Source organism: Phormidium yuhuli AB48 (assembly GCF_023983615.1).
Classification (GTDB): domain Bacteria; phylum Cyanobacteriota; class Cyanobacteriia; order Cyanobacteriales; family Geitlerinemataceae; genus Sodalinema; species Sodalinema yuhuli.
On record NZ_CP098611.1, the window covers coordinates 2,999,475 to 3,024,683 of the forward strand.

Here is a 25,209-nt window from a genome sequence, read left to right on the forward strand (position 1 = left end):
GATCGCACGTGGTAATAGAAGAGTAGTTTGGCCCCTTAACTGCGTGTGACAGTCTGGTTTGGTTCTCTCTTCTCTGGGCGATTGCGGTTCCCGCACGCTTCGCGAACTCTCACCCTAGACCAGGTAGCAAGACGCTCCCTGAGGGGAATCTCGCCTCTTTGTCTCTAAGTATGACACGTTGTCATACTTAGAGACAGCAAGACACCAAAAACTCACACAGGATTGATTGAAGCAAAAAAGTCAGACCAAATCAGACGTTTGTATCGCTGCTTTAGCCTTTATAGAAAGGTATTTTGTTTTTTAAAATGCTTAGGCTCAATTGTCTAAATTTTAGTTAATCGTCCCCCTCAACCTGGGCGCGATATTCCTCAGCACTGAGAGTATCTTCGAGTTCGTCGTCAGGATCATCGAGGCGAACCTTAATGAGCCAACCTTCCCCATAGGGGTCAGCGGCTAATCCTTCTGGGGAGTTGAGGGCCTCTTCATTGCGATCGATGACCGTGCCAGAAATCGGTGCATAGAGGTCTTCGGCGGCTTTCACCGATTCAATAGAGGCAAAGGTTTCTCCCTTGGCCAGAGTATCGCCGACTTCGGGGAGTTCAAGAAAGACAATATCGCCCAATTCATCCAAGGCAAAGGCGCTCACCCCGATGGTGGCAATTTCACCATCGAGGCGTACATACTCATGAGAATCTAGATATCTCAGGTCTTCAGGGTATTCAAAAGCCATAGAAAGCGTCTCGCAGTTCCTTCGCTACAAATCATAGTGGAATTTTTACGCCGGAACTGCGTTCTGTTAGGATTTTTCCCCAAGTTAACGGGCAACTCCCAAGGCTGCCGGTTCAGAAGGCACTTTCCTGGCCGCCTGTTCCTCTTGCGCCAGATACTCCGCTAATTGAGTTTCAATCTCATCTTTGACGATTTGCCGATATTCCAGGAAATGTTCAGCCTGAGCGCAAACGGAGAGATAACTGCTAATTCCACCGGGATTATGGCGGTACATCAGCCAGAGATTGCGCCAGAAGGCGAAACGAGTCTTGCGAACCAGTCCCTGTCGCCAACAAAGGGTTAATAAGGCCCGGATTACCACCCAGGAGGTGTTTTTACGGGTGGCTTTGGCTTTGTGGGGGTAGGTGGCTTCCCCGAGGAAGCGAAAATGACGATAGGTGCGATTCAAGAAGACGAGGGGGTCATACAGTCGCCAGAAGGCGTCGATATATTCCCGAGCAATTTCCTCTAGGGGACGGGTGGGGACAAAGTTCATTAACGTGGTTTGGTTAATGTTGCCGTTGGTGGCCCGTAAGCGTCCTTCTTTTTCCAAGCGGTGGGATAAGGCTGTATCAGGAAGGGCCTGCAACATACTGAAGACGGCTGTGGGGATGGCGGTTTTTTCCACAAACTCGACGATGCGATCGCCCGCGCCGGATTTTTCCCCATCAAAGCCGATAATAAAGCCAGCCATCACCCGTAATCCCGATTTGGAGATGTTGATGACCGCTTCACTGAGGGGGTCGCGGGTATTCTGGTATTTTTTAGTGACAGCTAGGCTATCGGCATCGGGGGTTTCAATCCCCAGGAAGACGGAGCCGAAGTTACAGGCCACCATCATATCCATCAATTCTTGGTCTTGGGCTAAGTCGACTGAGGCCTCAGTGGCGAAGGAGAAGGGATAGTTATGCTCCACCATCCAGGGTTGTAAGGCTTGCAGGAGTCGCTTAACGTTCCGTTTGTTGCCGATAAAGTTGTCGTCTACTAGGAAGATACTGCGTCGCCAACCCAGTTCATAGAGGCGATCGAGTTCGGCCAGGAATTGCTCAGGAGCCTTGGTGCGGGGTTTGCGGCCATAGAGAACGATGATGTCGCAAAACTCGCATTGAAAGGGACAGCCTCGGGAGAATTGCACCGACATCTCCGAGTAGGCGTCAAAGTCTAGTAAATCAAAGCGGGGAATCGGCGTTTCCGTGACCGCTGGCTTCTCGCCGTTGGAGCGGAACACTCCCTGTTTCTCCCCTCGGGCGATCGCCTCAACAAATAAGGGGAGCGTAATCTCCCCTTCATCGAGAATTAAATAATCCGTATCAACCGCCTCTAACTCCTGGGGTAGAGAGGTGGGATAGGGGCCGCCGACAGCCACCGGCTTCTGACGCCGTTTGGCTTCTTGAACCAGGTTCAACATATCCTCTTTTTGGACAATCATGGCTGACATCAGCACTAAATCAGCCCAGTCCCATTCCGCCTCTGTGACATCCCGAACATTGTGGTCAACTAGCTGATAGTCCCAATCTTGGGGGAGAATCGCCGCCACCGTTGCCAGGCCCAGGGGAGGAAGCATGGCTTTACGTCCAATCAGTTCTAGGGTTTTTTCAAATGACCAGAAACTTTTGGGAAATCGGGGATACAGCAGTAAAACACGCATGGTTGGGTCTCCATCTCCTTCCTTGGCATCACAAGTCTGAACCAACGCCTTATATTGAGGGCGAGCGCTGAGACTTGTGATGAACTATAGCATTTCTAACTTCGGCACCGTTGGCCTTTTGACCGGGTTACTAACCTTGCGCTGACTGTAGCCGCCAATCCTAAGACTCGCGGATGGCCTACAGACAGCGGCAAGAGACCCTAATCCGGGAAATAGTCCTGTAAGGCTTTCACCTGATAAGACCCTGCTTGCAGGGTCCGAATCGCGGCTGCTGTGGCCCGCGCCCCAGCAATGGTGGTGACAATGGGGATCTTGTAGGCCAAGGCCATGCGGCGGATGGTGCGACCCTCGGCTTGGGCATCTTCCCCAGATGGGGTGTTGACGATTAACTGAATTTGCTTATTCTTCACCGCATCCAGGACATTGGGCCGACCTTCGGAAATTTTTAGGGTTAAATCTACCTTCTCCAGTCCGGCGGCTTTGAGGGCGGCTGCCGTTCCCATGGTGGCGAGAATGTCAAACCCCAAGCTTTGAAGTTCTCGGGCAATGGGAATGACTTTTTCTTTATCCCGGTCAATCACGGACACAAAGGCCGTACCTTGACTGGGTAGGAGTTCTCCAGCGGCCAGTTCTGCTTTGGCAAAGGCTTTCCCAAACCCGTCGTCGATACCCATCACTTCTCCAGTCGAGCGCATCTCGGGTCCGAGAATGGTATCGGTTCCAGGGAATTTGTGGAACGGTAACACCGCTTCTTTCACGGAGACGTGATTGGGGATAAGTTCGCCGGTGAAGTTCAACTCGGCTAAGGTTTCTCCCGCCATGACCCGGGAGGCGTATTTAGCCAGGGGAACCCCAATGGATTTAGAGACAAAGGGAACGGTCCGCGAGGCGCGAGGGTTGGCTTCGATGATATAGACTAACTCTCCCTGTACGGCATATTGCACGTTCATTAAACCCACCACCTTCAGCCGTTTGGCTAGTTTCTCGGTCCAATCGCGAATGGTGTTGAGGGCGGCGGGGGTTAGGGTTTGGCTGGGGATGGAACAGGCGGAGTCTCCGGAGTGAATGCCCGCTTGTTCGATATGTTCCATGATGCCGCCAATGACGACGGCACCGGTTTGGTCGGCGATCGCATCCACATCGACCTCGATCGCATTCTCTAGGAATTTATCAATGAGAATGGGATGGTCGGGTTCGACTTGGACGGCGAAGGTCATATAGCGTTCGAGTTCTTCGTCGGAATAGACCACCTCCATGGCCCGCCCTCCTAGGACGTAGGAGGGACGCACCACGACGGGATAGCCGATGCGTTGGGCAATTTTTAGGGATTCCTTATAACTACGGGCCAAGCCATTGGGGGGTTGCAGGATGTCCAATTCCCGCAGGATTTCCTCGAAGCGTTCTCGGTCTTCTGAAGCGTCAATGGAGTCGGGGGACGTTCCCCAGATGGGAGCGTTGGCTTTGGAGAGGGGAACGGCGAGTTTGAGCGGGGTTTGGCCGCCAAACTGGATGATGATGCCTTCGGGGTTTTCCGCTTCGATGATGTTGAGGACATCTTCTTTCGTGAGGGGTTCAAAGTAGAGGCGATCGCTCGTATCGTAGTCGGTGGAGACGGTTTCGGGGTTGGAGTTGACCATGATGGTCTCAAAGCCCTTGTCTCGTAGGGCAAAGGAGGCGTGACAGCAGCAGTAGTCGAACTCAATCCCTTGACCAATGCGGTTCGGTCCCCCGCCGAGAATCATGACTTTGCGGCGATCGCTCGTCAGGTGTTCGTTATCCTCGTCGTAGGTGGAATAGTAATAGGGGGTTTGGGATTCAAACTCCGCCGCACAGGTGTCTACCATTTTGTAGGCGGGAATGACCCCGAGTTGTTTGCGGTAGCTGCGGACTTCGTCTTCTGTGGATTTAGTGGCGAAGGCGATTTGGCGATCGCTAAAGCCGAGTTGTTTGACGAACCGCATTTGGCTGGCGGAAATCCCAGAGAGGGGCGATCGTTTCAACCACTTCTCCGTCTCCAGGATTTGGGCAAACTTATCCAAGAACCAGATATCAATCCCCGTCAGTTCGTAGATTTCCTCCACAGACATCCCCAGAGTTAACGCCTGATGCACCGTAAACATCCGTTCTGGGTTCGGCTGACGCAACCCCGCCCGCACCTGAGTCAGACTGGGCAATTTCCCCATGGACTGACAACCCCAGCCCCAATGACCGGTCTCCAGGGAGCGAAACGCCTTCTGGAACGACTCGCAAAAGGTGCGTCCAATAGCCATCGCTTCCCCAACGGACTTCATCTGAGTCGTCAGTAGGGCCTGAGTTCCTGGGAACTTCTCAAAGGCAAAGCGAGGAATCTTGGTCACCACATAGTCAATGGTGGGTTCAAAGCTAGCGGGGGTTTTCTTCGTAATATCGTTGGGAATCTCATCCAAGGTATAGCCCACAGCCAACTTGGCAGCAAATTTGGCAATGGGGAATCCTGTCGCCTTACTCGCTAAGGCTGAACTGCGAGACACCCGAGGGTTCATCTCAATCACCACCACCTCGCCATTCACCGGGTTGACCGCAAACTGGATATTGGACCCCCCAGTTTCCACGCCAATCTCGCGAATAATTTTAATCGAGGCATCCCGTAGCCGTTGATATTCCTTGTCCGTCAGGGTTTGAGCCGGGGCGACGGTAATGGAATCGCCGGTGTGAACCCCCATCGGGTCAATGTTTTCAATGGAGCAGATAATCACCACATTATCCGCCAAGTCCCGCATCACCTCCAACTCATACTCTTTCCAGCCAATGAGGGATTTCTCCACCAAAATCTGACTCACCGGTGAGGCATCGAGTCCCCCCTGAGCCATTTCCTCAAATTCTTCTTGGTTATAGGAAATCCCGCCACCGGTGCCTCCCAGGGTGAAGGCCGGGCGGATAATCAGGGGGTAGGAGCCAATCTCCGCCCCCACAGCCCTCGCTTCATCTAAGGTTGAGGCAATCCCCGAGGGGCAGCTTTGCAAGCCAATTTTATCCATGGCCTGCTTGAAGAGGTCGCGATCCTCTGCTTTCTGAATGGCAGGGAGTTTGGCCCCAATCAGTTCCACCCCATACTTATCCAGCACGCCATTCTCCGCCAAGCTCACCGCTAGGTTCAGGGCCGTCTGTCCCCCCATCGTCGGCAGAATGGCATCGGGCCGCTCCTTGGCGATAATCTGCTCGACGATGTCTGGGGAAAGGGGTTCGATATAGGTGCGATCGGCCATTTCCGGGTCGGTCATGATACTGGCGGGGTTGGAGTTCACCAGGATAGTGAAGTATCCCTCCTCCCGTAACGCCTTCAAGGCCTGAGTTCCGGAATAGTCAAATTCACAGGCTTGTCCGATCACAATCGGCCCAGAACCGAGTAAGAGAATTTTTTGGATATCTTCGCGACGAGGCATGGTTGGTTCGTCTCTAAATGATGACGGGGTTCTAAATCCAGACTATTCTACGGGTTTTTTCCGGTCTCAAGCGTCCCTTCACCGTCTTTCCCAAGATTTGATGACTTCCCGGGACGCCCAAGTCCCCCACCTCAGCACGGGCCATCTCGCTTTTGGCAACCCCATATATATAAGTCCTCGATTTGAGGGCCGGACTCCTGCTCCCTGAGTGCGGGTCTACTGACCGTTAACTGAAGCTCAACACCCAGCCATCAAAAATCCCCTTAGCGAACGGGCCAGGTCGCCGCTGAGGGGGCAAAGGGGGTAAATCCAGGAAAAAAGGAAAAAATTTTATCTTCTGAAAAGCTTGCCCCGAGGGGATTTGAGGGGTTTGCCCTAAAATTTCCCAAAAAAAGATTCTAAAAAGGGTTGACAGCCCTAGATAGTCTTGTTAGATTAGTTAAGCGCTCGGGAGGACGGGCAAACACAACGCCCCCAAACGACGCATTCCGAACCTCGAAAATTAAATCGTTTGAAAGCTCGACATAAGAAGCCTAAAACTTCAAAAGTCTTCGTCTAAATTCATTAAAGGATAACGGACGAGAGAGAATTTGACAAGGGGGTAACCCAAGTTAAGTTCAATCAAAGCCGAAAGCCAACAAACTCAACGTCAACACGGAGAGTTTGATCCTGGCTCAGGATGAACGCTGGCGGCGTGCCTAACACATGCAAGTCGAACGAAGTTCTTCGGAACTTAGTGGCGGACGGGTGAGTAACGCGTGAGAATCTACCTTCAGGACGGGGACAACAGCTGGAAACGGCTGCTAATACCCGATATGCCGAAAGGTGAAATGTTATTTCGCCTGGAGAGGAGCTCGCGTCCGATTAGCTAGTTGGTGGGGTAAAAGCTTACCAAGGCGACGATCGGTAGCTGGTCTGAGAGGATGAGCAGCCACACTGGAACTGAGACACGGTCCAGACTCCTACGGGAGGCAGCAGTGGGGAATTTTCCGCAATGGGCGAAAGCCTGACGGAGCAACGCCGCGTGGGGGAAGAAGGTTTTTGGATTGTAAACCCCTTTTCTCAAGGAAGAACAAAATGACGGTACTTGAGGAATCAGCCTCGGCTAACTCCGTGCCAGCAGCCGCGGTAATACGGAGGAGGCAAGCGTTATCCGGAATTATTGGGCGTAAAGCGTTCGTAGGCGGCTGTTCAAGTCTGCTGTCAAAGACCGAGGCTCAACCTCGGGTCGGCAGTGGAAACTGAATAGCTAGAGGTCGGTAGGGGCAGAGGGAATTCCCAGTGTAGCGGTGAAATGCGTAGATATTGGGAAGAACACCGGTGGCGAAAGCGCTCTGCTGGGCCGAACCTGACGCTGAGGGACGAAAGCTAGGGGAGCGAATGGGATTAGATACCCCAGTAGTCCTAGCCGTAAACGATGGAAACTAGGTGTGGCCTGTATCGACCCGGGCCGTGCCGAAGCTAACGCGTTAAGTTTCCCGCCTGGGGAGTACGCACGCAAGTGTGAAACTCAAAGGAATTGACGGGGGCCCGCACAAGCGGTGGAGTATGTGGTTTAATTCGATGCAACGCGAAGAACCTTACCAGGGCTTGACATGCCGCGAATCTCCTTGAAAGAGGAGAGTGCCTACGGGAGCGCGGACACAGGTGGTGCATGGCTGTCGTCAGCTCGTGTCGTGAGATGTTGGGTTAAGTCCCGCAACGAGCGCAACCCTCGTCCTTAGTTGCCATCATTAAGTTGGGCACTCTAGGGAGACTGCCGGTGATAAACCGGAGGAAGGTGGGGATGACGTCAAGTCATCATGCCCCATATGTCCTGGGCTACACACGTACTACAATGGTCGGGACAACGAGCAGCCAACTCGCGAGAGTGCGCTAATCTCTTAAACCCGGCCTCAGTTCAGATTGCAGGCTGCAACTCGCCTGCATGAAGGAGGAATCGCTAGTAATCGCAGGTCAGCATACTGCGGTGAATCCGTTCCCGGGCCTTGTACACACCGCCCGTCACACCATGGAAGTTGGCCATGCCCGAAGTCGTTACCCTAACCGTTCGCGGAGGGGGATGCCGAAGGCAGGGCTGATGACTGGGGTGAAGTCGTAACAAGGTAGCCGTACCGGAAGGTGTGGCTGGATCACCTCCTTTTTAGGGAGACCTAAACCCAAGACCTTGAGGATATAAGTAAGCCCAAGGAATTGAGGTCAACCTAGGTCGGTCGGAGACTGGTCGAAGCTTTCAAACGATTAAGAGGTTAGGAAACCCAACAACTCAGGAACATTGAGACGTGAGGAGTTGGGACAAGAGACCAACCTTGAAATGGGCTATTAGCTCAGGTGGTTAGAGCGCACCCCTGATAAGGGTGAGGTCCCTGGTTCAAGTCCAGGATGGCCCACCTAAAACTTAGTGCTGTCAATAGCAGTCATTAAGAAAATGGGGGTATAGCTCAGTTGGTAGAGCGCCTGCTTTGCAAGCAGGATGTCAGCGGTTCGAGTCCGCTTACCTCCATGCTGGTCTCGCCCCAAAGAAATCCTAAACCCGAAAAGCGAAGGACAACTCAGCACCTGAGAGAGACTCAGACTGCTGGGGAATCCCAGCCAGAACCTTGAAAACTGCATAGTCAACCTAAAAAAAGTCAGGTGAAGTCGAGACCTCAAAGACATGAGGTCAAGCTATAAAGAGCTAACGGTGGATACCTAGGCACGTTGAGGCGATGAAGGACGTGGCGACCGACGAAACGTTCCGGGGAGCTGGAAGCAAGCATTGATCCGGAAGTGTCCGAATGGGGCAACCCTAAAAACGGTCGGCTGAATCTATAGGCCGACACGAGCGAACCGGGCGAACTGAAACATCTTAGTAGCCCGAGGAAGAGAAAGCAAAAGCGATTCCCTTAGTAGCGGCGAGCGAACAGGGACCAGCCCAAACCTAAGGTTTTTACCTTAGGGGTTGTGGGACGGCAGAACGAGACTGGAAAGATTAGACGAAGCTGTTGAATGCAGCACCAGAGGAGGTGAAAGTCCTGTAGTCGAAAATCGGAACAGCTCAGCCGGATCCCGAGTAGCACGGGGCACGTGAAATCCCGTGTGAATCAGCGAGGACCACCTCGTAAGGCTAAATACTCCAACGTGACCGATAGTGAAACAGTACCGCGAGGGAAAGGTGAAAAGAACCCCGGGAGGGGAGTGAAATAGAACCTGAAACCGTTAGCTTACAAGCAGTGGGAGGACGATTTAACGTCTGACCGCGTGCCTGTTGAAGAATGAGCCGGCGAGTAATAGGTCGTGGCCGGTTAAGGCGAGAATGCCGAAGCCCCAGCGAAAGCGAGTCCGAATAGGGCGTTAGTCACGATTTATTGACCCGAACCCGGGCGATCTAACCATGTCCAGGATGAAGCTTGGGTAACACCAAGTGGAAGTCCGCACCGACCAATGTTGAAAAATTGGCGGATGAGGTGTGGTTAGGGGTGAAATGCCAATCGAGCCCGGAGCTAGCTGGTTCTCCTCGAAATGCGTTTAGGCGCAGCGGCTAGAGAAATATCTGTGGGGGTAAAGCACTGTTTCGGTGCGGGCTGCGAGAGCGGTACCAAATCGAGGCAAACTCTGAATACCATAGAGAAACTAGCCAGTGAGACGGTGGGGGATAAGCTTCATCGTCGAAAGGGAAACAGCCCAGACCACCAGCTAAGGTCCCCAAGTGGACACTAAGTGATAAAGGAGGTGGGAGTGCCCAGACAACCAGGAGGTTTGCCTAGAAGCAGCCATCCTTAAAAGAGTGCGTAATAGCTCACTGGTCAAGCGCTCCTGCGCCGAAAATGAACGGGGCTAAGTGTCCCACCGAAGCTGTGGACTCAGTTTTTAACTGAGTGGTAGAGGAGCGTTCTGCTCTAGGGTGAAGCACTAGCGGCAAGCAGGTGTGGACGAAGCAGAAGTGAGAATGTCGGCTTAAGTAGCGAAAAGATGTGTGAGAATCACATCCCCCGAAAACCTAAGGGTTCCTCCGGCAGGCTCGTCCGCGGAGGGTTAGTCAGGACCTAAGGCGAGGCCGAAAGGCGTAGTCGATGGACAACGGGTTAACATTCCCGTACCCAAACAGACTGGTAGCGGAGGACGGAGAAGGCTAAGTCAGCCGGGTGATGGTAGTCCCGGTTTAAGCGTTCGAAGGTGATGACGGGTGGCGAAAACACCCTGAGCTAAGACGTGAACACGACCGGCTACGGCTGGGAAGTGACCGATGTCATGCTTCCAAGAAAAGCCCGAACTACTGTAAATCTGTTTGGCCTGTACCCGAAACCGACACAGGTAGGTAGGTTGAGTAAACCAAGGGGCGCGAGATAACTCTCTCTAAGGAACTCGGCAAAATGGCCCCGTAACTTCGGGAGAAGGGGTGCCACCGAGAGGTGGTCGCAGTGAAGAGGCCCAAGCGACTGTTTACCAAAAACACAGGTCTCCGCTAAGTCGCAAGACGATGTATGGGGGCTGACGCCTGCCCAGTGCCGGAAGGTTAAGGAAGTTGGTTAGCGTAAGCGAAGCTGACGACCGAAGCCCCGGTGAACGGCGGCCGTAACTATAACGGTCCTAAGGTAGCGAAATTCCTTGTCGGGTAAGTTCCGACCCGCACGAAAGGCGTAACGATTTGGGCGCTGTCTCGGAGAGAGGCTCGGCGAAATAGGATTGTCTGTGAAGATACGGACTACCTACACCTGGACAGAAAGACCCTATGAAGCTTTACTGTAGCCTGGAATTGGCTTCGGGCTGAGTTTGCGCAGGATAGGTGGGAGGCTTTGAAGTTTTCCTTGTGGGGGAAATGGAGCCATCGGTGAGATACCACTCTAACTCAGCTAGAAGTCTAACCTCGACCCGTGATCCGGGAGAGGAACCGTTTCAGGTGGGCAGTTTGACTGGGGCGGTCGCCTCCTAAATGGTAACGGAGGCGCGCAAAGGTTCCCTCAGGCTGGTTGGAAATCAGCCGTAGAGTGCAAAGGCATAAGGGAGCTTGACTGCGAGACCTACAAGTCGAGCAGGGACGAAAGTCGGCCTTAGTGATCCGACGGCACTGCGTGGAAGGGCCGTCGCTCAACGGATAAAAGTTACTCTAGGGATAACAGGCTGATCTCCCCCAAGAGTTCACATCGACGGGGAGGTTTGGCACCTCGATGTCGGCTCATCGCAACCTGGGGCGGAAGTACGTCCCAAGGGTTCGGCTGTTCGCCGATTAAAGCGGTACGTGAGCTGGGTTCAGAACGTCGTGAGACAGTTCGGTCCATATCCGGTGTAGGCGTAAGAGAATTGAGAGGAGCCTTCCTTAGTACGAGAGGACCGGGAAGGACGCACCGCTGGTGTACCTGTTATCGTGCCAACGGTAAACGCAGGGTAGCCAAGTGCGGAGTGGATAACCGCTGAAAGCATCTAAGTGGGAAGCCCACCTCAAGATGAGTTCTCTGTTGGGGTCAACCCAGTAAGGTCACGGAAAGAACATCCGTTAATAGGCGTCCGGTGGAAGTTCAGTAATGGATGAAGCCTAGGCGTACTAACAGACCGAGCGCTTGACCTCTTTTGATGTCTTTATTCCCTGATTAGGTTGACTGTGCAGTCTTCAAGGTTTCTGTTCTTTCCTGGTGCTTCTAGCGAGGTGGCACCACTCCGATCCCTTCCCGAACTCGGCTGTGAAACGCTTCTGCGGCGAAAATACTTGGGGGGTTGCCCCCTGGGAAGATAGCTCAGTGCCAGGTTTATATTTGAAAAACTCCCCCGGATAGCTTAAGGGTTATCCGGGGGAGTTTTTTAGGTTTGGGCTTTGGATGGGGCTTGGCCAGAGATATTGCGTGTTTCTGCGGTATTCACCCTTTAAAATAGGAGGGACTCTTCCGGGCCATCCATGGGAACTTTTCAATCTCTATCAGCCAGTGACATCCTCAAACGCGGACCTGATTCCTGGAACCGTTGGCGGGAAGAACAGCCTCTCGTGAAACCCAGCTTGCAGGGGGAGGATTTAGAGCAACGGTATCTACGAGAGGTTAACTTTAGTTCTTGTAACTTAGCCGATACCAATCTGACTCAAGCGGATTTATGCTTGGCAAACCTAGAGCTGGCGCAACTTGACCGAGCCAATTTGACTGAGGCGATTTTGTATACAACAGATTTGCGCCACAGTTCCTTGAAAGAGTCCATTTTAACGCGGGCGGATTTGACGGAAGCGAGCCTCGTTAAAGCTGATTTGTCCTTAGCTGTCCTTCAACAAGCCCAACTGAACCGATCTGACCTAACCGATGCACGATTGTACACGACGAATCTCCGTCAAGCGGATTTGTCTGATGTGGAGTTAATTCGGGCCGACCTGCGGGAGGTTGATCTGACGATGGCAGATTTAGGGGAAGCGGATTTGCGAGATGCGAATCTGAGTTTTGCGGTTTGTTCCTTAGCTCAATTTGTCGGTGCGACGTTATGTCATGCAAATCTCTATCGCGCTAATTTAAGTTTAGGAAATCTTTGTGTCGCTAACTTGATGGGCGCTAATTTAACAAAAGCTAGTTTTATTGGTGCAAATCTTATTGGTGCGAATCTTTATTTAGCTAATTTACGCTTTGCGAACCTAGCTCAAGCTGATTTACGGGAAGCGAGTTTACGGATTACGAATTTAACTGGGGCAAACTTAGCAGGGGCAAATCTCAGTATGGCCAATCTCACGGAAGCGAGTCTCGTGCGAGCTAATTTGACGGGAGCTAATTTGTCACGGGCCAATCTACATCAAGCGAATCTCGATGGCGCTATTTTAAAAGGGGTCACATTACCCGATGGGCGAAAACACCCCTAGAGCGGGGTATTTTTGCCTATGGGTTGGGGGCTCAGGACTCAGGATTGAATGCCGATTGACTGAGTTTCTGGGCGACAATTTCCCGTAAGGTTTGTTCAACGGAGCGGGGTTGCCAGCTTAATCGGTGTTTGGCTTTACTACCATCAACCCGCACACAGCGTTCATAGATATAGTGAACTCGTTCCCGACTTAAGGGGGGGTTCCAGCCGGTGAGTCGGCCGATAACGTCGAGAACATTGCCACTGAGCCGAACGACAGGGGGAGGAATTTCTCGGGGAGGGGCCACGCCGGCGGCATCCCCTAAGATGGCAAACATCTCACGGGTGGTCAGGTCTCCGGCGGAGATAATGTAATGCTCTCCAGGGGGACTTTTTTCGGCGGCTCGGATCATGGCGTCGACTAGGTCATCCACATGGACGATACCGGTGATGCGATCGCCCCCGGCCCAAACGGTTAACTTGCCCTTGATGAAGTTATCAATGACTGGGCCAAAATGGGGATCATCGGGGCCAAAAATTCCCGAAGGCATGACGCTAACTGCGGCTAACCCCTGATCTGCGGCCCGATTGACTAATTGTTGGGCGGTATATTTGGTGCGGTCATAGGCAGAGGAAAAATTCTTTTGAGTCCGTTGAAAGGTCTCATCGATGGTTTGTCCCTGGGTATCACCATAAACGCCAATGGTGCTGCAATAGACAAACTTAGAGAGATTGGCGCTTTTGGCAGCCTCTAGAATCGTCCGAGTGCCGTCAACGTTCGTTCGGTCCATCAAGGCATCATCTACGAGTCCTAATTCCACAAAGGCGGCAGTATGGAAGACCCAGTCAATATCGGCTAGATGGGAACGAAGTAGCTCTAAGTCGGTCAGATCGCCTTCGACAAACTCAATATCTAATCCCGATAGACGAGTTTTATTGTTCGAGTTGGGGCGAACTAGGGCTTTGACACTATGGCCCTGTTCTAAGAGTTGGCGAACCAGGTGGGATCCGGTAAATCCAGTTGCGCCAGTAACAAAGGTTTTCATAGCTTGTTTGAATCTGGGATAACGTTAAAGGGAGATTTGAAAAGCAATGGAACCAATAGATGGCTTGAATGCTTTATTATCGCATTATCTCTCCAGCAGCTAAAGTCCCATGACGTACAACGATGGTCGTACAGTTACTCCCGCGAGCGATCGCCCGAGGAATATTGCCATGTAGGGCCTGTTGTAACACGCCTTGACGACTTGCCCCTAGCAAGATGGCATCATAATCTTGCCCTCGGGTCTCCTCCAAGACCGCATCCACCACGGAACTGCCATAGATAGGCGTGGCGGTCACCGGACAGGGGAGACGCCGTTCTAACAACCGGGCCGTGCTTTTCAAAAAGGTGATTTCTTCAGTACTTTCGCGATCTCGGAACACCTGACATAACTGAACAAACGAGCGATCGCCCCCCGTCACTAACGCTGACAATAACTCCAACCCGGCCAAAGCATTTACCCCACCCCCAAGGGGAATCAGCCAGCGTTGCAATTGAGGTTGCCTCGGCTCTGCGTTCTCCACAACCTGGCTCCCCCATTTCACCAAGACCATTTGACAGGGAGCCTGCCGCAGTAGTGTATCCGCCACATCCCCAAAAATGCGCCCTGGAGTATGAGTTCCCCCTTTCCAACCCATCAATAAGCTATTGATATGCCGTTCTTGAATTGTCTCCAATACCGCTGCCGATACATCATGAGCCACCCGAATCTGAGTATGGACAGGGATTTGCCATTCTCGGCTCAACCGTAATGCTGTTTGTAAAAGGCGGCGACTGTGGGTAATGCGTACCGGGGTTTCAGAGGGGCTACGATGACGAGGGACAGGAATTACTTGTAGACATTCCAACTCATAATCATTCGCAGCGGCGATCGCCCCAGCAAACTGCAATAACAAGGGAGCCGTTTTGGGGTTAGCTAACGGGACCAACAGGCGGCCACGACCTGTAGCCGGCGCTCGGGTAACATAGACCGGATAAGAGGGTTCCAACTTCTGAGAACGACCGTGACCCGTCAACTGCCGCGCCTCAGCTTGGACAATATCACTGTGGGTAATGATCCCCACCAAACGCCGTCCATCCACCACCGGTAAGCGGCTGATCTGATGACGTTCTAGGAGATATAACGCCTGCATTAGAGGGTCTTCAGAACTCACCATCACCGGTTGAGGCATCATCAACTCAGAAATTGGCGTATCGTCAGATAGGGGGGTTTGGGTGAGTTTCATTAAATCTGTTTCCGTAATCATTCCCACTAAGCGAGTCTCCTGCACGACCGGAAACCCGCCATAGGGCGATCGTCGAAACACCTGCAGCACCTCCCCAATCGATAAATCACTCTCCACCGTTTCCACCTGGCGCTGCATCACATCATTAACGCGAATCTTCAACAAGCCGGAGGTATTATCCTCCGTTGCGGGAGTTTCCCAACCGCGCAATTCCAATAGGCGATCGTACAGAGACCCCGCCGATACCTGTTCCGCCACCACATAGGCCAACACCGAGACAATCATCAAAGGCAAGACCAAATTAAAATCTCGGGTAATCTCAAAAACAATCACAATGGCCGTAATCGGAACCTTAGCAACAGCCCCAAAAAAAGCCCCCATCCCCGCCAAGGCAAAGGTTTGGGGATCACCGACATTAAAAAGAAGCTGACTACTTAACCCCACCAAACTCCCCAACGCCGAGCCAAGAACCAGGGTTGGGGCAAATAACCCCCCAGAGGCGCCAGACCCGTAGACCAAAAGCGTTAACGCGAAATTAACGACCAAAACAATGGCAATCAGGCCCAAACCGGCCTCACCCGTTGTCAAAAAGTCTCGTAACCCCGCATTGTCATGAAACTCCAGAGGTAACAGAGAAATAGTTGCCCCCGAGAGACATCCCACTAACGCGATTCGTCCCGGTAAGCCAATGGCTAGATAACGGCGTTGCCAGGTGAGACTAGCCAGAATCCCTCGATTAAACCAGCCGCTACAGATTCCCGTTATGACTCCTAAAAACAGCAAACTAGGAATATCCATCGGAGAAAACTGGGCTGTTGGGGTATTGGGATCGAGAGTGACATCCCAGGGTCCTCCTCCCAAAAGGCCCGAGACCACGGCTCCAATAAAGGAGGCCAAAATCGCTGTGCCCAGGGTTAAACTCGACACATCTTGTAACAACTCCTCCACCACAAACAAAACCCCCGCAATGGGGGCATTAAACCCAGCGGCTAATCCAGCGGCCGCACCAGCTGCGATGGTTTGACGACGGTAGCCGGGGGAGGTCGGCATCCAGCGACTCATGGAGGCCGCTAAAGCCGCTCCCATATGCACCGTGGGCCCCTGTCGTCCGAGAGGCATTCCCGACCCAGACACCAGCATGGTACTCAGCAGTTTTACCACCGCCAACCGGAGATTGAGAGAGAGTGCCTTTTGTAGCCGTTGCGATGACCCCAGTTCTGCCTTGACATGGGAAACCCCGCTCCCGGTAGCATCCGGGGCAAAGCGTTGAATTAACCAGCCTGCTAAACACCCTCCTAGGGCACCAAATAGAGGCAATTTTAGGCCCACAGGCAACCCGAGAAATTCCTGAACCCGCCAGCCTCCGAGCCAAGCGATCCCCTGACGCAGAATGACCGCCGCCAATCCTGAGACCAGTCCAATGAATCCTGCTTCAATCAGGGCCAGTCGTCGAGGTTCAAGGAAATAGAGATAGAGATGATGAAATCGTGATGAACCCGTCGCCCAGCTCAAATGCCAAGGTTTCATTCAGTTTATAATTCTGTTCAATGGTACAAACTACCATCTGGCATAGTTGCTCCTGTCCAGATGCCCTCTAAGAAATTTACGGCTTCTAAGGTGGCATTCCGCAAACTTGCATGACTAAAGTTACTGCCAAGGACATTCACCTGAGCCAGGCTAGCCTTCCAAAGATAAGCCTGTCGGAAGATCACATCTGTAAGATTTGCACCATCGAGGTTAGCCAAGTTCAAATTGGCTTCCGTTAGGTCTGCTCCCGTTAAATCAGCCTGTTGCAAGTTCGCTTTCATTAGGTTAGCGGCCACGAGGTTGGCCCGAACCAGCAAACTCGCTTCTAAATTCGCGGCTCGTAGGTTAGCCCCCCGAAGACTGGCGACCCGCAATTGACTCTCACTGAGATTAGCCGCACAGAGGTTAGCCTTGCTGAGATTAGCACCACTGAGTTTTGCCTCATGAAAATCGACGCCATCGAGATCTAGCCCTTGAAGGTCAGCTCCATTGAGCCAAGCGCCACTGAGATTGACTCCATTGAGATTAGCACCGTTGAGATTGGCACCGCTGAGCCGGGCTCCTTGGAGATTGGCCCAACTGAGGTTTGCTTCTCGTAGATCGGCATTGCGGAGGTTGACCCCGGCCAGGTTGGCCCCACAGAGATTGACGCCACAAAGGGTAGCACGACGCAGGTTGACCCCACTCAGACTGGCACCACTGAGCTTAGCTCCGACGAGGGAGGCCCCCACGAGAGAGGCTCCCTGAAGTTTGGCCTTGGTTAAGTCGGCATGGCTGAGATCAGCTTCATCAAGCTTAATATAACTGAGGTTCGCACCACACAGAAAACTGCCAGAAAGATTCGCATAATCTAGGTTGGCACGACTAAAATCAACTGAGTTTAGATAGGAGTTTGCCAGGTTGATTTCTTTAAGCTGGAGTTGTTGTAACTCTGCCCCAATTAAATTGCTCGCCTGAAAGTCTCGTTGTCCAGCTTGGTACTCGTCCAGAAGTTGTTTTGACTGACTCATCTTAGGGATCCTCGCGTTTAGGATGCTTGGTGCTGGAAGTCGTCGAGCTTAACTTGATAAGGTTTAAGGCTGACTCTATAGGGTTAGTATAACAGATTTAAGAGGTTTATAAAAACAAATCTAGCCAGGTATTAAGCTTTATAAAGCTTTGCGAACCCTTAGACATAGATGATTTGAAAATTGAGGAGATTGATTAAGTTTATGTTGTGTTGATCAATCCTCAGGGGTTATTCGCTATACTGTTTTGGGGGATAACCCTGAATGTTAAACAATCAGGAAAACTGGGTCGAGTCGAGCCGGTTGGCTCAGATGCTGGATCCAAGGGGCCTGAACGAGATACCCTAGGAACGGTTTTGATTGGGAATGTGAAACACGTTATGAAAGCCTCAGATATTATGACCACTGACATCGTGACGGTGCGTGGCAGCACCACCGTTGCTGAGGCAGTGCAGTTGATGAAAGACAAGAAAACCCGTGCGCTCATCGTTGAGCGTCGTGAGAGTGATGATGCCTATGGCATTGTTACGGAGACGGATGTCACCTATAAGGTTGTGGCCTTTGGGCTAGACCCCAAAGCCATGCGGGTGTACGAAATTATGAGCAAACCCTGCATTGTGGTCAATCCTGACCTCTGTGTTGAGTATATTGCTCGCCTGTTTGCCAATACAGGGATTCACTTTGCTCCGGTGATTAAAGATACTCTGCTAGGGACGGTGTCGGTCTCCGACATTTTGACCAAGGGCGATTTTGTGGAACGCCCCCGCAGCTTGCTGCTCGAAGATAAGATTCAAGAGGCCATTGAGGAAGCTCGTGCCACTTGTGCTGAGAAGGGACCGCGATCGCCTGAATGTGCTTCGGCTTGGGATGTGGTGGAAGAACTGCAAGCGGAAGCAGCACATCAGAAAGCAGAGCGTCTGCATCAGACTGCCTTTGAGGAATATTGCCAGGACAACCCCGATGCTCCTGAAGCTCGGGTCTATGATACCTAATTGATGGTATTACCTTGGGTTGGGGGGGCGATCGCCCTTGTCCTCCTAACCTCACTGCTGCTGAGCCTATCGGTGATGTATGCCACCCGGGCTCGTCGTTTCAAGACCCTGGGATCTGTTCCCCCTCGTCCGGTGGCGATCGTTTTTGGTGCTGGCGTTTGGGAGGATGGCACACCCAGTCCTATGTTGGCCGATCGCGTCCTCGCGGGAGTGGCGTTATACCAGCAGGGGAACGTGCAACAACTCCTGATGTCTGGAGATAACCAAACTCCAGACTATAACGAGGTAGATCCCATGATTCAACTGGCCCGAGCCTCTGGGGTTCCAGAACGGGCCATTTGGGGCGATCGCCTCGGATTAAGTACCTATGAGACCTGTCGCCGGGCCCGAGATGAGTATGGCATCTGTGAGGCGATCCTAGTCAGTCAACGCTATCACCTGCCCCGAGCCGTCTATATCGCCCAACGACTTGGACTGGATGTGGTGGGGTATGGGGTTCCGGATTGGGGAGTGTATCGCCATCGTTCGATGCTGTCCTATTCCCTGCGAGAGTTCATGGCCCTCGGCAAAGCGATCGCCCAAACTTGGGGCGATTCTTGAGCCATCAACCGACTTGCCCGAAAAAGTTGCTAAGTCTCCGGATGACCCCCAGTCATCTTAGAAGAAAGGAATGGTAGATGCACCCTGATGGCAAACCCTGAAACCTGCTGGAGGTTTCGGGGTTTTTTTTTGCCGATTCCTCAGGTTGGGGTTATGCCATCGTCCTCAGACGGCCCTCAGCTAACTCACGGATTAAGGTGAGGTGCGATCGGATATAGTCCCCGAGTTCCTCGAGATCATCCCGTTGTAGGAGTCTCTTTTCCTGCAAATCCCCCAAAAGTTGGTTCACCAAACTGGCATCATCCAAGCTGTTTAAGGTTTGGGTCTGGGTTTCTTCAACCGTTGACCAAAGCTGACGTAGAATAGTGGCGTTCATCGTCCTAACCTCTCCAAATAATCAACTAGCCTGAGCCGATCTTCTCACCTCGCACAAACGTGACGGGGTCGCTTTCTGGAACCAACCGTTCAGCCATCCCAGGCTAAAGAATCCGACTCATCCCCAGAGATAGACTCAAGGGTCGTCTCCTGTTGCTAGACTAGACAATTATTGCCCAAAGTAACAGAGAACGTTGCAATTAGTCTATAAATTTTTATAGATTAGATTAACCAAATATTAACAAGTAAGCCATAACCTAACATAGATTTACATTGAGTGTCAGCAAATATTACGAACATCTCCCTTGTTTGACCTCAAAGACCGTCCCGAACCTCAGCATTCGTTGAATTATTTCACGGTCAACCTCTGAATAGCCATAAGATTGAGGGCAATCAGCCTAAGGTTCAAAGAGAGTCACGCTAACCCAGTAAAATGTCACATAACGTCAAGCTTTTGTTAGAGACACATCTAACTGTATGTAACAAAAATCTACCCTGAGATAGATGACAAGACTAAAAAATTGCAGTTAATTTAAATACGATAGTAGCACGCAGCAAGCCGTGTCACAACCTAAGGAAAACTAAGTCACCAATGGATATTATTCGCCTAATTGCCGCCATTCTCCTGCCCCCACTGGGTGTTTTCTTGCAGGTTGGCTTAACCGGACACTTTTGGCTAAACATTCTCTTAACCATACTCGGCTACATTCCGGGTGTGATTCATGCTGTTTGGATTATTGCCAGACGTTAACCCAAAGCATCGCCGTCGGGTCTGAGCCAAAGGTGATCGCAGCGTCATCGTGACCCCAGTGCTGTACCGAATGAAATAGGAAGAATCGCTCCTGCGGTAGAGGATCTGGGCAATCAAATGGACTAAACTGGCATCAGAGACAGGAGATTGGGGAGCCAAGTCAATCCCGCTGGTCACAATTCCAGTGCATTCAGGTTCTTAAACCCACCTGACTCCACCTCAAACCACAACATACAGGAACCATCTATAACTATGACTGAGTCGAATCCTCAACAAGAACAATATCAAGCCAAAGTGAAAGCGCAACTGGACAAAATCAATGCGCAACTCGATGAGCTGAAAGCTAAAGCCGCTCAAGCCGAAGCCGACGTCAAAACTGACTACCATGGCCAAATGGAAGAACTCTATGCCAAGCGAGATGCGGCCAGTGCTAAGCTAGAAGAGCTACAGAAAGCCGGGACTGATGCCTGGGAAGAAGTACAGAAAGGTTTTGAAGCGGCCTGGTCAGATTTGACCGGTGCGTTTGAAAATGCCTCTAAGAAATTCGAGAAGTAGGCATCAGATTGCAAGTCCTACCGATTACATTAAACCGGGATGGGAGAATCTCCAACCCGGTTTTTCTGTAGCCCTGTATACCGAGTCCCTTATTGTCTCTCCCTCTGTTGATATGGCCGGAACCTCCATCACCAAAATTGCCAAACCGAACTCTCGCCAGCGAGAAATCCTCGAAGTGGTTCTCAAACATGGCTGGGATTACATGAGGCTACTACTGAGCAGCAATGAAGCTGAAGAACCTGAACTTCCCCCCCCAACGGTTCTGCAACGAATTTTTGTCGATCTCGGGCCCGTCTATGTGAAACTTGGACAACTCCTGAGTACCCGGCCGGAACTGCTTCCCCCAGAATATATTGAGGCCCTTAGTTCCTTACAGGCCGATGTTCCCCCGGTATCCTGGAGTCAAATCGAGGCGCAACTCAAGGGAGAATTAAAGCGGCCCCTCAATACAATTTTCCAAGATATCAATCAGACCCCAGTTGCGGCGGGGTCTCTGGCTCAAACCCATAAAGCGATTCTACTCGATGGACGGGAGGTTGCCTTAAAAATTCAGCGTCCAGGAATTGACGAAACTGTTGAGCGAGACATTGAACTGCTCACGAATATTGCTGAACTTGTCTCAGGAACAGATTTTGGTAAATATTACGATGCAACTGGCTTAGCAGAGGAGTTTGGCAATGCACTACGGGACGAATTAGATTTCACCCAAGAGGCTCACTATACCGAACGCCTTAGACGTTGTTTATCTAAAAGTTCCTGGTTTGATGTGAACCAGATTACCGTTCCCGAGATTATCTGGGACTACACCAGTCAGAAGCTCCTAACGATGGAATGGCTCGACGGTGTACCCCTGTTATCAGCGCAACTGACGGGAAAGGGACATAACGGGGACGCCGACGCGGAACGAGATGCCATTACGACCTTACTCTTCCGTTCTTTCCTCCAACAACTGTTTGTGGAAGGATTTTTCCATGCTGACCCTCATCCCGGTAATATCTTCTATCTGCGAGATGGACGAGTGGCCTTTTTGGACGTGGGGATGACAGGAACCCTAGACCCCCGCACTCAAGGACTCTTGGTTGAAACCATCTTAGCGATGATTTCCCTGGATGCTCAACGTTGCGCTCAGTTAAGCCTACAGTTAGCACATCCAGTTCGGCCCGTGGATTTCATTCAGTTGGAGAATGATTACGATCGCCTACTACGGCGCTACTACAACCTCAGTGTAGCCCAGGTCAATTTCAGTGAAGCCTTTTACCAACTCTTACAAGCGGCGCGACGCAATCACCTGCGTTGGCCGAGTAACATGGGACTTTACGCCAAGGCCTTGGCCAATTTGGAAGGGGTGGCCCGTACTTTTAATCCTACGGTGAACCTTCTCGATGAGATTCAACCCCTAACCACGGATTTGATGCGCCGTCAACTGATTGGCGACAATCCCCTACAACAACTGCTTGGGGCCACCTTAGAGTTTAAAAACCTTTCTCTGAAGTCCCCTCGTCAGGTGGATTTCCTCTTGGAACGGGTCGCCACCGAGACGTTGAAATGGAATGTCCAGGTCAGTGAACTGACGGATTTACGTCAAAGTTTGGATGAATCGGCCAACCGCCTCTCTTCGAGTATTGTGGTTGCGGCTCTGATTCTGGCAGGGGCCCTCGTGGTTTCCCGAGATCAGACTCACCGCATTCCCTGGTTGGGAAATGTCCTCTTCTGGACGGCCTGTCTGTTAGGGTTATGGCTGGTGTTTAGTATTTGGCGATCAGGTAGTAAAAATTAGAGAAGACAAAAAAAACCCTGGAACGCTGAACGCTCCAGGGTTTGCCATCAGGGTGCATCTACCATTCCTTTCTCCTGGACTCTCCCGGGGGGTTCCGGACAATTTGGCAAAATGTTCCCCAAAACGAATGTGAGCCTAGCGTTAGGGGCTAGGCTCAACAGCATACATCTACGGTTTTCAAATAAGGTTCTCTGAATGTTTCAGAGGCACAAGTGACATCATTCCCAGCCCTGCCTGTGGACAGCCATCAATCCTAAACAACAATCAGACAAGGGGCTAAGCCGAGGGTTACACTGTACGGAATGCCCACCGCACAGTCGGCACTGTCATAACGGAGTGCCAGGAACTATCGAAACATCCCATTACCGGCAATCGTTAGGCTTGATGATCTAGCCGTAATGCCGAGTGCGACAATCGAAGTGTGACAATCAAACTACAATCTATGAAACAGCAGTGGAAACTAGAAACGAAGCAATGCTGCTCGGCACTTCAGGGTCATGGATAGACCCATGGGGGTAATGAGAAAAGGTGAAATGGAACTGACGAGTCACTTCCGCTGCCCTAGACAACCAGACCGAGTTCGGTCAACGAGGCTATTGTAATCATGACAGCTTGGGCGATCGCCACGTTACGAAAGGCGCTAAACCAAGGGTTTACAGAAACACCGTTAATCGTTCTCAGAGTCCTACACATCAGGTCTTTCCAGACGTTGGGTAAGGCTTAACACGGCTAGGAGTCCTTAGGAACCCTACCGGCGTGCCTCATGGGGTGATGCAACAGGCAGAAGATTAGACGGGGGGACCGATTCGCCATATGACACTGGGCGATGTCCCGGAGCCGATTCGAGTCAAGTTGTTGTGTCTTGCTCTACAGTGTCTGATATTAAATTAGCATAGCTTCTGCTTATGACAAGCATAACTTAACCTAAAGTTACATTTGACATTTATCTTGACTCGTCCTAGCCAATCTGTTAAATTGGAAAAGCTGAAAAAAACAGCACGGCTTGGTAGCTCAGTTGGTTAGAGCAGGGGACTCATAAGCCCAAGGTCGTCGGTTCAAATCCGACCCGAGCCATTAGAACGAATGAAGGGTCACCCTGTCTTTGACCGAAGTATCCCCTGTGGCCGATGTTGGCGATCACAGACGGGGGTATGCTTTAGCTGAAGGGGCAATCCTCTCATTCGCATCTCAAACTCGTTATGACTATGATAGAGTTGTAACAGTTGTTTAGATTTCTCCCGAGCATTTCCAGGCTGTTGGTATCAACCCGTCCGTGGAGAGCAGGAGAAACCGAGAGAAAACGACAGTAATAAGGAGATCTACAGATTCATGACCCAAGAAGGATGTCTACGAGTTGGTCAACCCGCCCCCGATTTCACAGCAACAGCTGTCGTTGATCGGGAATTCAAAACCGTCAAACTGTCGGACTATCGCGGTAAGTATGTGGTGTTGTTCTTTTACCCCTTAGACTTCACCTTCGTTTGTCCGACGGAAATTACCGCCTTTAGCGATCGCTACGAAGAGTTTAGCAAACTCAACACGGAAGTTCTCGGCGTCTCCTGTGATAGTGAGTTCTCCCACCTAGCCTGGATTCAAACCGATCGCAAATCCGGTGGTGTCGGCGACCTCAACTACCCCCTCGTCTCCGACTACAAAAAAGAAATCAGTTCCGCCTATAACGTCTTAGATCCCGATGCTGGCGTGGCCCTGCGTGGCTTATTCCTCATCGACAAGGATGGCGTGATCCAACATTCGACCATCAATAACCTGGCATTTGGCCGCAACGTCGATGAAACCCTGCGGACCCTGCAAGCTATCCAATACGTGCAGGAACACCCCGACGAAGTTTGCCCCGCTGGCTGGACTCCCGGCGAAAAAACCATGAAACCCGATCCCGTCGCCTCGAAAGAATACTTTGCCGCCATCTAATGGAGCCTAGGTTTGAGTCCTGGGTCTTATCTAGGCCACCGCGCCCCCTCGACAACTCAGTCTAGGGGGTTTTTTGCTACAGTATGGGCAATAGACCTGTCGCTCCCTCCAAACAACAGCGTTCTCCCTGTTTTCTGTTCATTCTGACCTCCATGGTGCCATCATGCAGCTGTACTCCAAAGACTTTCGGGGCCTACTGAACCGCCGTTTTTTGCAGAACTTTCTCCCCATTCCCGCCACCAATCAGTCTTACTACGACGTGGCGACCCCTGATTTTGAGTTACCGGACATCACCAACGGACGACGGGTTCACCTGCGGGACTATCGAGGCCAACAACCGGTCATCTTGGCCTTTACTCGCATTTTCACCGAAAAGCAGTATTGTCCCCTCTGTCTACCCCACATTGTGGCCTTAAACAAGAACTATCACCGCTTTACTGACTTAGGGGTTGAAGTCTTAATGCTCACCAGCACCGACGAACGCCAAAGTCAACTTGTGGTGCGGGATTTAGGCTTAAAACTGCCCCTGCTGAGTAATCCCGATTGCGATGTCTTTCGTCGTTATGGGGTTGGACAAGCCTTAGGGGCCCCTCTGCCAGCTCAGTTTGTCCTGGATGACACAGGAAAACTGCGATATAAACATCTCTTTTCCTTTTTAGATACGAATGCATCCGTTGAGACGTTGTTAGACCAGGTTCAACCTTGGATTCCGTCAGTTACACCGGCCGCAGCCATCGCGGCCCCCTAAACCCATCGCTCCCCAGATGTTCTCGGACTCTGGGGAGCCGATGCTGAAACACTCCCTAA

Annotated in this window: 15 protein-coding genes, 3 tRNA genes and 3 rRNA genes; 14 read left to right on the forward strand and 7 right to left on the reverse strand. The window is 51.7% G+C overall.

Going from position 1 to position 25,209, the window contains the following annotated elements; translation table 11 throughout:
- Positions 1 to 334: 334 nt before the first annotated feature.
- The 3 genes from gcvH to carB form a co-directional block, all read right to left on the reverse strand.
- On the reverse strand, positions 335 to 730 hold the full coding sequence (gene gcvH / locus NEA10_RS12820; RefSeq protein ID WP_252660884.1) for a glycine cleavage system protein GcvH: 396 nt from the start codon (positions 728 to 730) through the stop codon (positions 335 to 337).
- Between the two features lie 84 nt (positions 731 to 814).
- Complete coding sequence (locus NEA10_RS12825) at positions 815 to 2,416, reverse strand: B12-binding domain-containing radical SAM protein (protein ID WP_252660886.1); 1,602 nt, start codon at positions 2,414 to 2,416, stop codon at positions 815 to 817.
- Between the two features lie 200 nt (positions 2,417 to 2,616).
- Positions 2,617 to 5,838 carry a carbamoyl-phosphate synthase large subunit gene (gene carB / locus NEA10_RS12830; RefSeq protein WP_252660894.1) on the reverse strand — a complete coding sequence of 1,074 codons (3,222 nt, stop codon included), beginning with the start codon at positions 5,836 to 5,838 and terminating at the stop codon, positions 2,617 to 2,619.
- A gap of 651 nt (positions 5,839 to 6,489) precedes the next feature.
- Here carB and NEA10_RS12835 point away from each other — a divergent pair.
- From NEA10_RS12835 to NEA10_RS12860, 6 genes are all read left to right on the forward strand, one after another.
- A 16S ribosomal RNA gene (locus NEA10_RS12835) occupies positions 6,490 to 7,981 on the forward strand.
- Between the two features lie 173 nt (positions 7,982 to 8,154).
- A tRNA-Ile gene (locus tag NEA10_RS12840) sits at positions 8,155 to 8,228 on the forward strand.
- A 40-nt stretch (positions 8,229 to 8,268) separates the two neighbouring features.
- Positions 8,269 to 8,341, forward strand: a tRNA-Ala gene (locus tag NEA10_RS12845).
- Positions 8,342 to 8,498: 157 nt separating this feature from the next.
- Positions 8,499 to 11,383: ribosomal RNA gene (locus NEA10_RS12850) — 23S ribosomal RNA — on the forward strand.
- A gap of 60 nt (positions 11,384 to 11,443) precedes the next feature.
- A 5S ribosomal RNA gene (gene rrf / locus NEA10_RS12855) occupies positions 11,444 to 11,561 on the forward strand.
- The 16S, 23S and 5S rRNA genes sit together here with 2 tRNA genes alongside, the layout of an rRNA operon.
- A 146-nt stretch (positions 11,562 to 11,707) precedes the next feature.
- Positions 11,708 to 12,643: a pentapeptide repeat-containing protein gene (locus NEA10_RS12860; RefSeq protein WP_252660905.1), complete on the forward strand. Its 936-nt coding sequence runs from the start codon at positions 11,708 to 11,710 to the stop codon at positions 12,641 to 12,643.
- Positions 12,644 to 12,674: 31 nt separating this feature from the next.
- On the opposite strand, the gene NEA10_RS12865 is transcribed toward NEA10_RS12860, so the two are convergent.
- The 3 genes from NEA10_RS12865 to NEA10_RS12875 all read right to left on the reverse strand — a co-directional run bounded on the left by NEA10_RS12865 (position 12,675) and on the right by NEA10_RS12875 (position 17,426).
- Complete coding sequence (locus NEA10_RS12865) at positions 12,675 to 13,667, reverse strand: NAD-dependent epimerase/dehydratase family protein (protein ID WP_252660907.1); 993 nt, start codon at positions 13,665 to 13,667, stop codon at positions 12,675 to 12,677.
- A gap of 76 nt (positions 13,668 to 13,743) precedes the next feature.
- The gene (locus NEA10_RS12870) at positions 13,744 to 16,416 is read right to left on the reverse strand and encodes a chloride channel protein (RefSeq protein WP_252660916.1); all 2,673 of its coding nucleotides are present in this window, start codon (positions 16,414 to 16,416) and stop codon (positions 13,744 to 13,746) included.
- A gap of 17 nt (positions 16,417 to 16,433) precedes the next feature.
- Positions 16,434 to 17,426 (reverse strand): pentapeptide repeat-containing protein, encoded by a 993-nt coding sequence (locus NEA10_RS12875; RefSeq protein ID WP_252660924.1) that lies wholly within the window; start codon positions 17,424 to 17,426, stop codon positions 16,434 to 16,436.
- Positions 17,427 to 17,821: 395 nt separating this feature from the next.
- Between NEA10_RS12875 and NEA10_RS12880 the strand changes: the two genes are divergently transcribed.
- Both NEA10_RS12880 and NEA10_RS12885 read left to right on the forward strand, forming a co-directional pair.
- A complete protein-coding gene (locus NEA10_RS12880; RefSeq protein WP_252660933.1) occupies positions 17,822 to 18,415 on the forward strand; it encodes a CP12 domain-containing protein in 594 nt (197 codons plus the stop codon).
- A 3-nt stretch (positions 18,416 to 18,418) separates the two neighbouring features.
- Positions 18,419 to 19,015, forward strand: a complete 597-nt coding sequence (locus NEA10_RS12885; protein WP_252660935.1) for a SanA/YdcF family protein — start codon at positions 18,419 to 18,421, stop codon at positions 19,013 to 19,015.
- A gap of 151 nt (positions 19,016 to 19,166) precedes the next feature.
- Here NEA10_RS12885 and NEA10_RS12890 read toward each other — a convergent pair whose 3' ends face one another.
- Entirely contained in the window at positions 19,167 to 19,391 is a 225-nt protein-coding gene (locus tag NEA10_RS12890) for a hypothetical protein (protein WP_252660937.1), read from the reverse strand.
- A gap of 591 nt (positions 19,392 to 19,982) precedes the next feature.
- Here NEA10_RS12890 and NEA10_RS12895 point away from each other — a divergent pair.
- The 6 genes from NEA10_RS12895 to NEA10_RS12920 all read left to right on the forward strand — a co-directional run bounded on the left by NEA10_RS12895 (position 19,983) and on the right by NEA10_RS12920 (position 25,150).
- A complete protein-coding gene (locus NEA10_RS12895; RefSeq protein WP_252660940.1) occupies positions 19,983 to 20,141 on the forward strand; it encodes a YqaE/Pmp3 family membrane protein in 159 nt (52 codons plus the stop codon).
- A gap of 252 nt (positions 20,142 to 20,393) precedes the next feature.
- A complete protein-coding gene (locus NEA10_RS12900) occupies positions 20,394 to 20,696 on the forward strand; it encodes a sll1863 family stress response protein (RefSeq protein WP_252660942.1) in 303 nt (100 codons plus the stop codon).
- Between the two features lie 112 nt (positions 20,697 to 20,808).
- The gene (locus NEA10_RS12905; protein ID WP_252660943.1) at positions 20,809 to 22,473 is read left to right on the forward strand and encodes an ABC1 kinase family protein; all 1,665 of its coding nucleotides are present in this window, start codon (positions 20,809 to 20,811) and stop codon (positions 22,471 to 22,473) included.
- Between the two features lie 1,000 nt (positions 22,474 to 23,473).
- A tRNA-Met gene (locus NEA10_RS12910) sits at positions 23,474 to 23,547 on the forward strand.
- A 255-nt stretch (positions 23,548 to 23,802) separates the two neighbouring features.
- Positions 23,803 to 24,402, forward strand: coding sequence for a peroxiredoxin (locus tag NEA10_RS12915; protein WP_068789985.1), 600 nt, complete (start codon positions 23,803 to 23,805; stop codon positions 24,400 to 24,402).
- 163 nt (positions 24,403 to 24,565) lie between these two features.
- On the forward strand, positions 24,566 to 25,150 hold the full coding sequence (locus tag NEA10_RS12920) for a peroxiredoxin family protein (RefSeq protein ID WP_252660945.1): 585 nt from the start codon (positions 24,566 to 24,568) through the stop codon (positions 25,148 to 25,150).
- Positions 25,151 to 25,209 lie beyond the last annotated feature (59 nt).

Bases quoted from the DNA above. Each gene is read 5' to 3' on its own strand.
- gcvH (WP_252660884.1), bottom strand. From the start codon at position 730: ATGGCTTTTGAATACCCTGAAGACCTGAGATATCTAGATTCTCATGAG.
- NEA10_RS12825 (WP_252660886.1), bottom strand. From the start codon at position 2,416: ATGCGTGTTTTACTGCTGTATCCCCGATTTCCCAAAAGTTTCTGGTCA.
- carB (WP_252660894.1), bottom strand. From the start codon at position 5,838: ATGCCTCGTCGCGAAGATATCCAAAAAATTCTCTTACTCGGTTCTGGG.
- NEA10_RS12860 (WP_252660905.1), top strand. From the start codon at position 11,708: ATGGGAACTTTTCAATCTCTATCAGCCAGTGACATCCTCAAACGCGGA.
- NEA10_RS12865 (WP_252660907.1), bottom strand. From the start codon at position 13,667: ATGAAAACCTTTGTTACTGGCGCAACTGGATTTACCGGATCCCACCTG.
- NEA10_RS12870 (WP_252660916.1), bottom strand. From the start codon at position 16,416: ATGAAACCTTGGCATTTGAGCTGGGCGACGGGTTCATCACGATTTCAT.
- NEA10_RS12875 (WP_252660924.1), bottom strand. From the start codon at position 17,426: ATGAGTCAGTCAAAACAACTTCTGGACGAGTACCAAGCTGGACAACGA.
- NEA10_RS12880 (WP_252660933.1), top strand. From the start codon at position 17,822: ATGACCACTGACATCGTGACGGTGCGTGGCAGCACCACCGTTGCTGAG.
- NEA10_RS12885 (WP_252660935.1), top strand. From the start codon at position 18,419: ATGGTATTACCTTGGGTTGGGGGGGCGATCGCCCTTGTCCTCCTAACC.
- NEA10_RS12890 (WP_252660937.1), bottom strand. From the start codon at position 19,391: ATGAACGCCACTATTCTACGTCAGCTTTGGTCAACGGTTGAAGAAACC.
- NEA10_RS12895 (WP_252660940.1), top strand. From the start codon at position 19,983: ATGGATATTATTCGCCTAATTGCCGCCATTCTCCTGCCCCCACTGGGT.
- NEA10_RS12900 (WP_252660942.1), top strand. From the start codon at position 20,394: ATGACTGAGTCGAATCCTCAACAAGAACAATATCAAGCCAAAGTGAAA.
- NEA10_RS12905 (WP_252660943.1), top strand. From the start codon at position 20,809: ATGGCCGGAACCTCCATCACCAAAATTGCCAAACCGAACTCTCGCCAG.
- NEA10_RS12915 (WP_068789985.1), top strand. From the start codon at position 23,803: ATGACCCAAGAAGGATGTCTACGAGTTGGTCAACCCGCCCCCGATTTC.
- NEA10_RS12920 (WP_252660945.1), top strand. From the start codon at position 24,566: ATGCAGCTGTACTCCAAAGACTTTCGGGGCCTACTGAACCGCCGTTTT.